The organism is Rhodococcus sp. NPDC054953 (assembly GCF_053609225.1).
This window is the reverse complement of record NZ_JBSGXD010000011.1, coordinates 36178-48933: the sequence shown is the minus strand read 5'-3', so window position 1 is coordinate 48933 and position 12756 is coordinate 36178. Positions and strand designations below refer to the sequence as shown.

The following is a 12756-nucleotide window of genomic DNA, read 5'->3' as shown; positions in this document are numbered from 1 at the left end:
GCGAGCGACCCGAAACCTGGTCTGATCCACATCGGTTGCCGACGCGCGGCGTGCCGTCGACGTGGTGCGCAGCCGCGGCGGAAGGAGACGGTGATGGCCGGGACCGGACAGGATGAACCGTTGGCGCCCGACGAGCGGGCCGAACTCGAGCGGCTGCGCAGCGAGGTCGCGGAGCTGCGGGCGGGCCGCGCCGGCGCCCCGGCGCCCGCACCCGCCGCGGCGACGACGACGCGGCAGTCGGCGCTGCGGTGGACGGCGGCCGGACTGCTGCTGGTCCTGGTCGCGGTCCTCGGGATCGGGTCCGTCGCGGCCCGGTATGCGCGCAGTCAGGTGCTCGACACCGACCGGTATGTGCAGACGGTGGCCCCGCTCGCGGCCGACCCCGCCCTACAGGCGGCGCTCGCCGACCAGATCACCGACCAGATCATGACGCGGGTCGACGTCGAGCAGATGACCGCGGACGCGCTCACTGCCCTGACCGAGGTCGCCCCCCGCGTCCCGCAGGCCGTGGTCGGTCTCGCCCCCGTGATCGCGGGCCAGGCACAGTCGTTCGTGCACAACGCCGCAACGAAACTCGTCGGGTCCAGCCAGTTCGAGTCGACGTGGATCGAGGCGAACCGGCAGGCGCACGAGGAACTGGTGTCGGTCGCGACCGGCGAGAACTCGGGCGCTGTCGCCGTCGACGACAGGGGGCAGGTGAGCATCAAGCTCGCGACGATCATCGACACGGTGAAGGCCGACCTCGTCGGGCGTGGATTCACCTTCGTCGAGCGACTCCCGGACGTCGACGCCAGCTTCGTGATCTTCCAGAGCGCGGACCTGGTGAAGGCGCAGCGCCTGGTGAGCTGGCTCGACAAGGCATCAGCGGTGCTGCCATGGGTGACGCTGCTGGTCGCGTTGCTCGCGATTTGGATGGCCCCGCGCGGCGGGCGCAGGCGGGCGGTGTCCCTGGTCGGGGTCGCACTCGCGATCGGGATGGGGATCCTCGCCGTGGCGATCGCCGTCGGCCGCGGCGTCTACCTCGGGCAGGTGCCCGCGGACGTGCTGCCGCCGGACGCGGCCGGGGTCCTGTTCGACACCCTCGTCCAGCCGCTACGCACCACGCTGCGTGCGGTGTTCGTGGTGGCGGTCCTGCTCGGGGTGGTCGGCTACCTGTCCGGTCCGTCGGCGTCCGCCGCCGCGATCCGCGGCGGGTACGGCAGGGTGATGGACCGGCTGCGGGCGCCCGACGAAACCAGGGAACCGCGGACCGTCGAGACCCAGGTCGCGCGGTTCCGGCTGCCGCTGCGGTTCGCGATCGTCGCGGTCACGGTGGCGGCGTTGGTGTTCTGGCGGTACCCGTCCGGGACGGTGGTCGTGGTGACCATCCTCGTTGCGGTGGTGGCCCTGCTCGCCGTCGAACTCCTCGCCCGGCCTGCGCTGGCACACCGCCCGGACCGGACGCAGGCCGCCGCGCCCGCCGACCGAACGGCACATCCGCTCGATCAGATCGAGTGAACGGAAGCGTTCAGTCGATCCGATCAGATCGAGTGAACGGCGCATTCGGTCGTCGGTCGGGGGGGTCAGCGGGTGTCGCGGCGCAGCGGATGATCCGCGGGGACCTGCACCAGCACCAGCGGGACCCCGTCCGGGTCGGCGATCCACATCTCGTGCAGGCCCCACGGCTCGTGCCGCGGCTCCCGGACGATCGGGACCCCGGCCGACACCAGCTCGGCGTTGGCGTCGTCGAGGTCGCGGACCTGCAACCAGACCGCGCCCTCGAACGTGGACTCGACGTCGCTGCCGCCGTGGCCCGCCACCTCGATCAGGTTCTGGCCCGCGTAGAACACCGTGCCGCCCGGGTACTCGCGGGCGATCGCCAAGCCGAGGGCGTCCCGGTAGAACGCGAGGGTCCGCGGATAGTCCTTCGGGCGCAGGATGATCCGGCTGCTCAGAATCTCCATGGTCATTCCCCTTCCGCTGGGCGTGCCTCGTGGCCCGGGCGGCCGTGGGTGCGCCGAGCCTCCTTCATTTCGGCCTCGTGCACGTGCCTGCGGCCGCCGAGCAGTGCGTCGCGGGCGGCGGCGTCCCAGCGCCGGAACGCCGTCCAGTAGCCGTCGTCGAACGCCTCGACCAGCTGGAACGTCCACCTGCCCGGGATCACGTTGCGGCCGACGAGGTCGGCGTCGATGGCCGCGGCGAGCTCGGCGTGGCCTGCGGCGCGGAGGGCATCGACGGCCTCGCCGAGCTGGCGGTCGGCGTGGCCGATCAGCTGGTGGAAGGTGTACAGCTGGCCGCGGGCACGTTCGACCGTCTCGAGCGCCTCGGACAGCCTCCCGGCAGCGGCCACCGCGGCGTCGCTGACACCGGAAGGACGGGTGTGCTCGGCCGCGGGGCGCTCACGACCGTCGTCCGGTTCGGTGCGCTCACTCATGACGGTCAGTGTGCCCGAGGTCGCCGCCCCGCGGGGGATGGGTGACCGCACCCATTTCCGTCGGCGGTCGCAGGCGGCCAGAAATGGGAGTCAGGAACGCGATCGAGGGAATGTCATTCGGGAGGCCGACGGGCTTTCAATTGACGAACAATGATGTGTCATTTATTCGAACGACGACACTATTTTGGGGTCCGGCGAATGTGGGGCGCATTTCCGGTATTTCCGGCCCGACATGGGAGGTGCCCGCCCCGGCGAGCCGGGACGGGCACCTGGTGATGCTGGGGCGGCCAGCTAGGAGCTGCCGAACAGGTTGCCCAGCGAACCGGAGCTGGAACCGCCGCCGGACCCGGAGTCCGAGCCGGAGTCGGAGCCGGTGCCGGGCTCCGGATCGTTCTTCGCGAAGTTGGTGGTGCAGCCGTTGAACACGATCTCGTCGACGAGCGTCGTGATGTTCGTCGAGCCGGTGCCGATGCTCACGCCGTAGTGCTCGACGGTCGCGTTCGGGTTGGCCTTCGCGATGTCGGCGAGCGGGACCGCCTTCCGGCCCGGGGCGCCGTCGATGTTCTGGGTGCTCCACCACAGGCCGTCCTGCAGCTTGGTGTGCCGGGCGCCGTCGGCGGTGTCCGCCGCGTCGTTACCTGCGGCAACCCACACCAGGGTGGTGAATCCGTTGTCGAACTTGCCGCCGGTGGTGCCGAGCAGGCGGATCTGGAACGAGGCCCGCGAGGTGTCGGCCCGCTCCGCGAAGCCGATCTCCTTGTCGACGATGTCCGCGAGCGTGACGGTCTCCGGTGCGGTGCCTGCCGCGGAGTACCACGCCCGACGCTCGGACGAGTCGGTGACCGAGAACACCAGGCCGCCGTCCTCGTCGAGGATGCGGTCGGCGGTGTAGCTGGCCTTCTGGCCCTGCTCGTCCTCGAACGGGACCCCCCACCCGTTCGGGGTGTTCTCGGTGGACAGCGAGGCGCAGAACGGGCCTGCCTTGGCGTCGCTGGAGCCGGGAAGCGCGGTGCCGACCGCGGGCAGCGCGCAGGCGGCGGTCGCCGTGATGGCGGCCGCGACGGCGGTGCGGCGGAGAATGGAATTCGACATGTATCGAGACCCTTTCGATAGTGAGGTCGCCAAGTAAACACCGCGAGCGAATAGCGCGCAATCCGACGGGGTGTCGTGAATTCGTGACCTGGCGAATTGTTCCGTATCCGGAAACGCATTTGTCGTCTCGGCCCGCGGGTGACGCCTGCTGGCGGGGCGTCGGCACCGGCGTTGCGGCGCGCGAGTACGTTGACGTTGTGTTGCACACTTTCCGCGTGCGGTCGTTGGACACGCACCGATCGCCCGCCCGCCCACACACTGCCGAAGCCGGGGTGGTCGCCAGGCCCTCGGCCCGGACGAGCCAGGCCGTCGTGGCGACGGTGGTGCGACGATGAAGTGGTCGCTGCCGGTCGCGATGATCGACACCAACGAACTCCGGGAGACGGTGCTCGCCGCGGAAGAGTCCGGCTTCGACTCGATCGCGTTGCCGGACTCGGTGTTCTACCCGGAGACCGTGTCCGCGCCGTACCCGTACTCGCCGGACGGGAAGCGAATGTGGTCCGGCGAGACGCCGATGCCGGACCCGTTCATCACGATGGCGTCGATGGCCGCGGTCACCAGCCGGATCCGCTTCTACACCAACGTGCTCAAGCTGCCGCTGCGGGACCCGCTGCTGACGGCCAAGCAGATCGCGACGCTCGCCGTGCTGTCCGACAACCGCGTCGAGATCGGGGTCGGCCTGGCCTGGATCCCCGAGGAGTTCGCCTTCACCCGCACCGACATGCGCACCCGCGGCGCGCGGACCGACGAGGCGCTCGAGATCATCCGGGCGGTGTGCGCGGGCCGCGGCCCGGAATGGGTCGAATTCCACGGCAGGCACTACGACTTCGATCGGCTGATGATCAGCCCCGCTCCCGATCGGCCGGTGCCGCTCTACGTCGGTGGGCACAGCGACGCGGGCCTGCGCCGTGCGGCGCGCCTCGGGGACGGCTGGATCTCCGTCAACACTGACGCCGAGCAGCTGACCGCCGCGATCTCCCGGCTGCGGGAGCTGCGTGCCGCGCACGGCCGCGCCGATGACCCGTTCGCGATCAACGTCTCGCTCGGCGCGGTCCGCGGCGTCGAGGAGCTGCTCGCCCTCGAGGAGCTCGGCGTCACCGAGGTCCGGGTCTCCCCGTGGCACCTCTACGGGGAGGACGGCACGGACCCGCAGGCCCGGACCCGGGCGATCCGCCGGTTCGCCGACGAGGTGATCGCGGACTGATCCCCGCGGACGGCGGTGGCGTGGCTGCCGCCACCGCCGTCCGGTCAGGGCGTCAGAAGTGCCACGGGTAGGGCGACCAGTCGGGGTCCCGCTTCTCCAGGAACGAGTCCCGGCCCTCGACGGCCTCGTCGGTCATGTACGCCATCCGGGTGGCCTCGCCCGCGAACAGCTGCTGCCCGACCAGGCCGTCGTCCTGCAGGTTGAACGCGTACTTGAGCATTCGCTGCGCCTGCGGCGACTTGCCGTTGATCTTCGCCGCCCACTCGAGGGCGACGTCCTCAAGCTCGGCGTGGTCGACGACCCGGTTCACCGCACCCATGTGGTGCATCTGCTCGGCGGTGTAGGTGTCGCCGAGGAAGAAAATCTCGCGGGCGAACTTCTGGCCGACCATCTTCGCGAGGTACGCGCTGCCGTAGCCGCCGTCGAAGCTGCCGACGTCGGCGTCGGTCTGCTTGAAGCGGGCATGCTCGCGGGACGCGAGGGTCAGGTCGCAGGTCACGTGCAGGCTGTGCCCGCCGCCCGCCGCCCAGCCGTTCACCAGCGCGATGACCACCTTCGGCATGAACCGGATCAGGCGCTGCACCTCGAGGATGTGCAGCCGGCCCGCCCGCGCCTGGTCGACGGTGTCCGCGGTCTCGCCCTCCGCATACTGGTAGCCGCTGCGGCCGCGGATCCGCTGATCGCCGCCCGAGCAGAACGCCCAGCCGCCGTCCTTGCTGCTCGGCCCGTTGCCGGTCAGCAGCACCGCGCCGACGTCGGAGGTCATCCGGGCGTGGTCGAGGGCCTGGTACAGCTCGTCGACGGTGTGCGGGCGGAACGCGTTGCGGACCTCCGGCCGGTCGAACGCGACGCGGACGGTGCCCTGCGTGACGTGCCGGTGGTAGGTGATGTCGGTGAGGTTCTCGAACCCGGGGACGGGGCGCCACAGCTGCGGAGTGAAGGTCACGGGAACCAACCCTATGCCCGCGCCCCGCGGGCGGGTGCGCCGCGCCGGGGGTCCGGGAACGCTACCGTGCAGACCATGAGCGAGCAGACCGAGCGGGACGGCGATTACGAGCGGCACGGCGGGTTCCCGGTGTACGCGGCGGCCCCCGACGACGGCGGACCGCACTTCGGTCGGCTCGTTGAGGCGCTGCGCACCGTCCAGGACCTTGCGGTGTCCACCGCACCGCCGCCGGAGGTGATCGAACGGGCCGCCGAGCAGGCCGAGGCGCTGGCCGCGCTGCTCGCCCCGCACCGGGTCCCGGAGGGCAGGCAGCCGGGCGGCCGGTCCGTCGGCCTGCCCGGCCGCGGCAGCCTGCTGATGCTGCCGTGGACGATCGAGAAGTTTGACGAGACGGGTGTCCGCTCCACCGGGGTGTTCCGGCGCTACCACATGGGCGGCAACGGGGCCGCGCACGGCGGCGTCCTTCCGCTGCTGTTCGACGACCTGTTCGGGATGGTCACCCACGCGTCCGGCAGGCCGATCAGCCGCACCGGATACCTGCACGTCAACTACCGAAAGATCACCCCGCTGGAGACCCCGCTCGTCGTCGAGGGACAGGTCGACCGGGTGGAGGGGCGCAAGACGTTCGTCACGGCACGGCTCACCGAACCGGACGGCACCCTGCTCGCGGACGCCGAGGCGCTGATGATCGTGCTGCTGCCCGGGCAGCCCTGACCGTGCCGACCCCACCCGCACCGCCCGCCCATCGCCAGGGCGCGCACCGGATCCGCTTCGACTGGGGTCCCGCGGGCGCGGCAGCGGTCGCGGTCGGCTGCGATGTCGCCGTCGTTGTCGATGTGCTGTCGTTCAGCACCACCCTCACCGTCGCGCTCGAGGCGGGCGCCGTCGTCCTCCCGTACCCGTGGGACCCGGCGGGCGCCGCCGCCTACGCCGCCGACCACGATGCGACGCCGGCGGTGGGGCGGTCGCGGGCCCGCCCCGGGCAGCCGAGCCTGTCCCCGCTGTCGCTGCGGGCGGGTGCGGTGCCGACGCGGTTGGTGCTGCCGTCGCCGAACGGGTCCGCGCTGTCGTTCGGCCTTGCCACCGGCGGGTCGCCGCATGTCGCTACCGGCGGGTCGCCGCATGTCGCTACCGGCGGGTCGCCGCATGTCGCCACCGGCGGGTCGCCGCTTGTGGTTGGGGCGTGCCTGCGCAACGCGTCCGCGGTCGCTCGCTGGATCGCCAGCTCGGGCGCGTCGACGGTGGCGGTGATCGCGGCGGGGGAGCGGTGGCCGGACGGCTCGCTGCGTCCGGCCGTCGAGGACCTGTGGGGGGCCGGGGCGGTGCTCCGGGCGTTCGCGATCGCCGACCCGGGCGGATGCTCCCCCGAATCGCTGTCCGCGGCGGCCGCGTTCGATGCCGCGGCGCCGACGATCGGGGAGCTGCTCGACTCCTGCGCGGGCGGGCGCGAGCTGGCGGCCAAGGGGTTCGGCGGCGACGTGGCCGTCGCCGCCGAGGTCGACGTCAGCGCTGTCGTGCCGGTGCTGCGGGGCATCGAATTCGTCGACGCCGCGACCGAAGGAGATCCGGCGTGACCGGACCGACCCCGACCCTCGACGAGCTGCGCGCCGCCGCCCGCGTCGTCGCCCTGCCGATGCGGGTGCGGTTCCGTGGCATCACGGTGCGCGAGGTGCTGCTGCTTCGGGGGCCCGCCGGGTGGGGCGAGTTCGCGCCGTTCCCTGAGTATGGGGATGTCGAATCGTCCGCGTGGCTGCGGTCTGCGATCGAGAGTGCCTGGCTGGGGCCGCCGCCCGCGGTGCGCACCACGATCCCCGTCAACGCGACGGTGCCCGCGGTCGCTGCCGCGCAGGTGCCGCAGATCCTGACCCGCTTTCCGGGTGCCAGCACCGCGAAGGTGAAGGTCGCCGAGAGGGGGCAGTCCCTCGCCGACGACGTGGCTCGCGTTGCCGCGGTCCGCAACCGTGTCGAGCACGTCCGGGTCGACGCGAACGGCGGGTGGTCCGTCGACGAGGCGGTGGCGGCGCTGTCCGCGCTGACCGACGGGGGCGCGGTGCAGTACGCCGAACAGCCGTGCGCGACGGTCCCCGAACTCGTCGAACTGCGTCGGCGGCTGGCGGGCCGGGGCATCTCGGTCCCGATCGCCGCCGACGAGAGCATCCGCCGTGCCGACGACCCGCTGCGGGTCGTGCGCGCCGGCGCCGCCGATGTCGCGGTCGTGAAGGTCGCGCCGCTCGGCGGGATGCGGTCGCTGCTGCGGCTGGCCGACGAACTCGCCGGACACGGCGCGCGGATCGTGGTGTCGAGCGCGCTGGATTCGGCGGTCGGGATCGCGACCGGGCTGGCCGCGGCCGCCGCGCTGCCCGCCCTTGACCTGGCCTGCGGGCTCGGGACCGGCAGCCTGTTCGCCGCCGATGTCGCGGCGCCGCTCCCGCTGTCGGGTGGCGAGCTCGAGGTCGCTGCCGTGGTGCCGGATGAGGAGCGGCTCGCGGCGTTGGCGGCCGCACCCCAGCGCACCGGCTGGTGGCTGGATCGGCTGGCTCGGTGTCACGCCCTGCTATGAATGCGCTGCATGATTGCTGACCTGGGCTGCTTGCCGTTGACTCGGGTGGCTGGTGTGGCTCCAGGTGACTGGAGTTGATGGTGTGGTCGGTGCGTCGTATAGGGTCGGCGCTCGACATTCACGCACTATCGGAGGCATTGAAAGTGGTTGCAGCACTGAACGACACCCTGCTCGACCCGGCGCGGCTGCCCGCTGTCGTCGCGGACGTGCAGGAGCTCATCGACGCCGAGGTTTCGGACAAGTCCGGCGCCTCGGGTCTGGCCCTCAAGACCGGCTACGGCGCCGTGAAGAAGGTCGGACCGTCGATCGTTCCGGACGCGGTCGAGGGCCTGCTGCCGAGCTTCGTTACCCGGCTGGAGCCGTTCTGGCAGGACTTCGGCGCCACCGGCGGCGCGTTCGGTGACTTCCTCACCGCCCGCGGCGACGAGGTCGCGGACGCGCTGCTCGGCGTGACCGACGACAAGATTGAGGGCACCAGCAAGGCCGCCGTCAAGAAGGTCTACTCGTCGCTCCGCCCGTCGGCGAAGAAGAACGTCGTCGAGGCCCTGCCGCGGCTCGGCGCGCTCGTCCAGAAGCACGCCGGCTAGTCGGCTCCGCCAACTGTGCGTGATTTTCCCCCCGATCGGGGTGAAAATCACGCACCGGGCGCGAAGCGCAGCGGAGCCGCCCCTCTGCACCGGGCGCGAAGCGCAGCGGAGCCGCCCCTCTGCACCGGGCGCGAAGCGCAGCGGAGCCGCCTCTCTGCACCGGGCGCGAAGCGCAGCGGAGCCGCCTCTCTGCACCGGGCGCGAAGCGCAGCGGAGTCGCCTCTCTGTACCGGCGCCGCAGGCGCATTTACCCCGCGGCGCGGCCGTGCCGCCAGAAGCCGGTGAACGCGATGTCGGCCTTCGCGACCCCGCGATCGTTCACCAGGGTGCGGCGCACCCCGGTCGCGAGCGCCTGCTCGCCAGCCACGAACGCGTAGTCCGGGACGTCGGCGAGGGCGGCGGCGCGCACCGCGTCGAGGGCCAGCGTCCCCGGTCGGGCATGCGGATCGCTCCGCGCCAGCCAGTGCACCGTCATGCCGTCCGGCGCAGGCAGGTCCTGCGCGTCGTCGGCGTGCGGCACCTCAAGGTAGGTCTCCCCGCGCACGTCCGCCGGTGCCGACTCCAGGATCCCCGCGATCGCGGGCAACGCGCTCTCGTCGCCGACCAGCAGCCACCGCCGGGCGTCCGGCCGCGGATGGTGGATCAGTCCCTCGTCGAGCAGGGCGACCTCGTCGCCGGGGGCGGCGGACTGGGACCACGCCGAGGCGGGGCCGCTCGCGTTGTCGTCGCCGTGGCAGACGAAGTCGATGTCGATCTCCGGGTCCGCGCCGTGCCGCGCCTGCTCCGCGTTCCGGAACGCCCGCACCGTGTAGTTCCGCACCACCGGCCGGGTCGCCTTGCTCATCGCCAGGTACTGCGCGTACCAGAGTTTGCCGGTCGCCGTCGGCAGCCGCAGGCCGGTGCCGGGGGCGGGCAGGAACATTCGGAACCACTGGTCGCTGCCGAGCGGGGTGAACGAGCGCAGCTCGGGTCCGCCGACCGTGACGCGGACAAAGTGGGGGCTGATCTGCTTGCTCGCGACGACCTGCGCCCGCAGGAACGCGCGCTGGTCGGGTCTGATGTAGGTGGGGCGCCTGGCCATGAAATTCGTCCTCCCGTGCCGAATTAGATCAGGCAATCCTAACTAGCGGCGGGTCGTCGGTGGGGGCGCTTCGGCCTGCCCGCGAGGTCTGACACCCTGGACACCGTGAATCCGTCCACAGCCCAGGCCACCGCCGTCGTCGACGAACTGATCCGCGGAGGCGTCCGCGACGTCGTGCTGTGCCCGGGTTCGCGGAATGCGCCGCTCGCGTTCGCGCTGCAGGCCGCCGACGCCGCCGGGCGGATGCGCCTGCACCTGCGGATCGACGAGCGGACCGCAGGCTTCCTTGCGCTTGGCCTCGCGATCTCCTCCGGCCACCCGGTGCCGATCGTGATGACCTCCGGCACCGCGGTCGCCAATCTCGGGCCCGCCGTGCTCGAGGCCAACTACGCGCGGGTGCCGCTGGTGGTGCTCTCCGCGAACCGGCCCTACGAGATGCTCGGCACCGGCGCCAACCAGACCGTCGAACAACTCGGGCTGTTCGGCACCCAGGTGCGCGCCACGATCAGCCTCGGTCTCGCCGAGGCCGACGGCGACGCGGCGCTGCAGAACAGCCAGTGGCGGTCGGCGGTGTGCCGGGTGCTCGCGGCCGCCCGCGGCACCCGCTCCGGCAATGCCGGACCCGTCCACTTCGACATCCCGTTCCGGGAACCGCTCGTTCCCGACGCCCATCCGCAGGGGCCGGCACACGAGGGCAGGCCCGGCGGCGCGGCCTGGACGACGACCGCGCACGCCACCCTGGACGTGCCTCTTGAGATCGACCTCAGCCCCGACACCGTGGTGATCTCCGGGCACGGCGCCGCCTACCGGCCCGAACTCGCCGCGCTCCCCACGGTCGCCGAACCGACCGCACCGATGCACGGGGTCCCGCTGCATCCCCTCGCGCTGTCCCAGCTGGCGCCGCGTCAGGCGATCATCACCGGCCGCCCGACCCTGCACCGCCCGGTGTCCAAGCTGCTCGCCGACCCGCGGGTGTCGGTGTTCGCCCTGACCACCGGGCCCCGCTGGCCCGACGTCTCCGGCAATGTCCAGGCCACTGGCACCCGGGCGATCGTCAGCGGCGCGCCGCAGCAGGCGTGGCTCGAGCGCTGCAGGCATCTGACCGAGCACGCGGACAAGGCGGTCCGGCAGCAGCTTTCCGTCCATCAGTGTGCGACCGGCCTGCACGTCGCCGCCGTCGTCGCCGATGCGCTCGGCGACGGGGACCAACTGTTGCTCGGCGCGTCCAACCCGGTACGGGACGCCGCGCTGGTCGGCTACCCGCGTCCCGGGGTGCGGGTGCTGTCCAACCGCGGCGTCGCGGGCATCGACGGCACCGTGTCGGCGGCGGTCGGGGCGGCGCTGTCCGCCGACGCGGCAGGCGGGGGCCGGACGATTGCGCTGATGGGGGACCTGACGTTCCTGCACGACGCGTCGGGGCTGCTGATCGGGACCGGGGAACCGCGACCGAAGGACCTGACCGTCGTCGTCGCGAACGACGACGGGGGCGGCATCTTCGAACTCCTGGAACAGGGCGACCCGCAGTACGCGGGCGTCTTTGAGCGGATCTTCGGCACCCCACACGGCATGGACCTTGCCGCGCTGTGCGCCGCCTATCGGATCGAGCACGCCCGGGTGACCTGCGATCGGCTGGCGACCGAGCTGGCCACCCCCTACGGTCGCGGGATTCGGGTGCTCGAGGTCGGCACCGACCGGGCGGGACTGCGGGAGCTGCACGCCGCGATCCGGGCGCAACTGTGACCCCGAGAACCGCGCATCGCGTCGCCCGCGGGGTGCTGGTCGTCGCCACCGGCATCTCGGTGCTGGCGGTGCTGCTGGTGCTCGCGGCGTGGCGCAACGACCACACCATCAACTCCGACCGCGGCGTCGCGACCGCCGAGGTGCTCTCGGCGGGCGCGCTGCGCTCGGCGGTCAGCTTCGTCACTCCCGACGGGGTGACGCACACCCCGCGGCTCGGTGTGCTGTACCCGACCAAGCTGACCGCGGGCCAGCGCATCGACGTCGAGTACGCCCGCTCCGACCCCGACCTGGTGCGGGTGTCCGGGAGGGACGTGCGGGTCGCGGTGCTCCCCGCAGCGTCGGTGATCGTGGTGACGTGGCTGGTCGCGGCGCCGGTCCTGTGGGCGGTCAGGCGACGGACGGGCTGACCGGGCGCGACGGTACGGTGGGCGGCGTGGCAGCAACGAAGGGCTCGCGGGCATCGCTCGACAAGGAACCGCACGAGGTCGCGTCGATGTTCGACGGGGTCGCGCGTCGATACGACCTGACCAACACCGTCCTCTCCTTCGGGCAGGACCGGCACTGGCGGACCGCGACCCGCGCGGCCCTCGACCTCAAGCCGGGGGAGCGGGTCCTCGACCTGGCGGCTGGCACCGGGGTGTCGACCGTCGAACTCGGTCGGTCCGGGGCCTGGGTGGTCGCCACCGACTTCTCGAAGGGGATGCTGCACGCTGGGTCGTCCCGGCGGGTGCCGATGGTCGCGGGCGACGCGATGGCCCTGCCCTACGCGGACGCCGTCTTCGACGCCGCGACCATCTCGTTCGGCCTGCGCAACGTCTCCGATTTCGAGGCCGGGCTGAGGGAGATCGCCCGCGTCACCAAGCCGGGCGGTCGGCTGGTGGTCAGCGAATTCTCGACGCCGACCTTCGGCCCATTCCGAACCGTCTACATGGAGTACCTGATGAGGGCGCTGCCCCGGGTGGCGCGCGCCGTCAGCTCCAATCCCGACGCCTACGTCTACCTCGCCGAGTCCATCCGGGCGTGGCCGTCGCAGGACGAGTTGGCCCGAACAATTGAGGCGGCGGGCTGGCGAGACGTACAGTGGCGCAACCTGACCGGTGGGGTCGTGGCACTGCATCGCGCCCGCCGGTAAC

General features: G+C 72.1%; 14 protein-coding genes. 9 read left to right on the top strand and 5 right to left on the bottom strand.

The features are described 5' to 3' along the window. The first annotated feature begins 93 nt into the window (after positions 1-93). Complete coding sequence (locus ACWF62_RS10140) at positions 94-1497, top strand: hypothetical protein (protein WP_452629970.1); 1404 nt, start codon at positions 94-96, stop codon at positions 1495-1497. Positions 1498-1562: 65 nt separating this feature from the next. On the opposite strand, the gene ACWF62_RS10135 is transcribed toward ACWF62_RS10140, so the two are convergent. The 3 genes from ACWF62_RS10135 to ACWF62_RS10125 form a co-directional block, all read right to left on the bottom strand. Continuing rightward, a complete protein-coding gene (locus ACWF62_RS10135; protein WP_378508275.1) occupies positions 1563-1943 on the bottom strand; it encodes a VOC family protein in 381 nt (126 codons plus the stop codon). 2 nt (positions 1944-1945) lie between these two features. Next, positions 1946-2413: a hypothetical protein gene (locus ACWF62_RS10130; RefSeq protein ID WP_378508205.1), complete on the bottom strand. Its 468-nt coding sequence runs from the start codon at positions 2411-2413 to the stop codon at positions 1946-1948. A 291-nt stretch (positions 2414-2704) separates the two neighbouring features. Then, positions 2705-3505 carry a hypothetical protein gene (locus ACWF62_RS10125; protein WP_378508204.1) on the bottom strand — a complete coding sequence of 267 codons (801 nt, stop codon included), beginning with the start codon at positions 3503-3505 and terminating at the stop codon, positions 2705-2707. Between the two features lie 331 nt (positions 3506-3836). Between ACWF62_RS10125 and ACWF62_RS10120 the strand changes: the two genes are divergently transcribed. Continuing rightward, positions 3837-4709 (top strand): TIGR03619 family F420-dependent LLM class oxidoreductase, encoded by an 873-nt coding sequence (locus tag ACWF62_RS10120; RefSeq protein WP_452629969.1) that lies wholly within the window; start codon positions 3837-3839, stop codon positions 4707-4709. 52 nt (positions 4710-4761) lie between these two features. On the opposite strand, the gene ACWF62_RS10115 is transcribed toward ACWF62_RS10120, so the two are convergent. Continuing rightward, complete coding sequence (locus ACWF62_RS10115; RefSeq protein ID WP_378508202.1) at positions 4762-5655, bottom strand: 1,4-dihydroxy-2-naphthoyl-CoA synthase; 894 nt, start codon at positions 5653-5655, stop codon at positions 4762-4764. A gap of 75 nt (positions 5656-5730) precedes the next feature. Between ACWF62_RS10115 and ACWF62_RS10110 the strand changes: the two genes are divergently transcribed. From ACWF62_RS10110 to ACWF62_RS10095, 4 genes are all read left to right on the top strand, one after another. Next, the gene (locus ACWF62_RS10110; protein ID WP_378508201.1) at positions 5731-6369 is read left to right on the top strand and encodes a PaaI family thioesterase; all 639 of its coding nucleotides are present in this window, start codon (positions 5731-5733) and stop codon (positions 6367-6369) included. A 2-nt stretch (positions 6370-6371) separates the two neighbouring features. Next, complete coding sequence (locus ACWF62_RS10105; RefSeq protein ID WP_452629967.1) at positions 6372-7229, top strand: 2-phosphosulfolactate phosphatase; 858 nt, start codon at positions 6372-6374, stop codon at positions 7227-7229. Beyond that, positions 7226-8215, top strand: coding sequence for an o-succinylbenzoate synthase (locus ACWF62_RS10100; RefSeq protein WP_378508199.1), 990 nt, complete (start codon positions 7226-7228; stop codon positions 8213-8215). Before ACWF62_RS10105 ends, ACWF62_RS10100 begins: the two co-directional genes overlap by 4 nt. A 143-nt stretch (positions 8216-8358) precedes the next feature. Then, complete coding sequence (locus ACWF62_RS10095) at positions 8359-8802, top strand: DUF6918 family protein (protein WP_452629966.1); 444 nt, start codon at positions 8359-8361, stop codon at positions 8800-8802. A gap of 247 nt (positions 8803-9049) precedes the next feature. Here ACWF62_RS10095 and ACWF62_RS10090 read toward each other — a convergent pair whose 3' ends face one another. Then, the gene (locus ACWF62_RS10090; RefSeq protein WP_378508197.1) at positions 9050-9883 is read right to left on the bottom strand and encodes a siderophore-interacting protein; all 834 of its coding nucleotides are present in this window, start codon (positions 9881-9883) and stop codon (positions 9050-9052) included. A 105-nt stretch (positions 9884-9988) separates the two neighbouring features. On the opposite strand from ACWF62_RS10090, the gene menD reads away from it, so the two are divergent. The 3 genes from menD to ACWF62_RS10075 are packed head-to-tail and all read left to right on the top strand — an operon-like array spanning position 9989 to position 12755. After that, positions 9989-11623: a 2-succinyl-5-enolpyruvyl-6-hydroxy-3-cyclohexene-1-carboxylic-acid synthase gene (gene menD / locus ACWF62_RS10085; protein WP_378508196.1), complete on the top strand. Its 1635-nt coding sequence runs from the start codon at positions 9989-9991 to the stop codon at positions 11621-11623. Then, positions 11620-12030: a DUF3592 domain-containing protein gene (locus tag ACWF62_RS10080; protein WP_378508195.1), complete on the top strand. Its 411-nt coding sequence runs from the start codon at positions 11620-11622 to the stop codon at positions 12028-12030. Before menD ends, ACWF62_RS10080 begins: the two co-directional genes overlap by 4 nt. A gap of 26 nt (positions 12031-12056) precedes the next feature. Next, positions 12057-12755 (top strand): demethylmenaquinone methyltransferase, encoded by a 699-nt coding sequence (locus ACWF62_RS10075; protein ID WP_378508194.1) that lies wholly within the window; start codon positions 12057-12059, stop codon positions 12753-12755. The last annotated feature ends 1 nt before the right edge of the window (position 12756 follow it).

Bases quoted from the DNA above. Each gene is read 5' to 3' on its own strand.
- ACWF62_RS10140 (WP_452629970.1), top strand. From the start codon at position 94: ATGGCCGGGACCGGACAGGATGAACCGTTGGCGCCCGACGAGCGGGCC.
- ACWF62_RS10135 (WP_378508275.1), bottom strand. From the start codon at position 1,943: ATGGAGATTCTGAGCAGCCGGATCATCCTGCGCCCGAAGGACTATCCG.
- ACWF62_RS10130 (WP_378508205.1), bottom strand. From the start codon at position 2,413: ATGAGTGAGCGCACCGAACCGGACGACGGTCGTGAGCGCCCCGCGGCC.
- ACWF62_RS10125 (WP_378508204.1), bottom strand. From the start codon at position 3,505: ATGTCGAATTCCATTCTCCGCCGCACCGCCGTCGCGGCCGCCATCACG.
- ACWF62_RS10120 (WP_452629969.1), top strand. From the start codon at position 3,837: ATGAAGTGGTCGCTGCCGGTCGCGATGATCGACACCAACGAACTCCGG.
- ACWF62_RS10110 (WP_378508201.1), top strand. From the start codon at position 5,731: ATGAGCGAGCAGACCGAGCGGGACGGCGATTACGAGCGGCACGGCGGG.
- ACWF62_RS10090 (WP_378508197.1), bottom strand. From the start codon at position 9,883: ATGGCCAGGCGCCCCACCTACATCAGACCCGACCAGCGCGCGTTCCTG.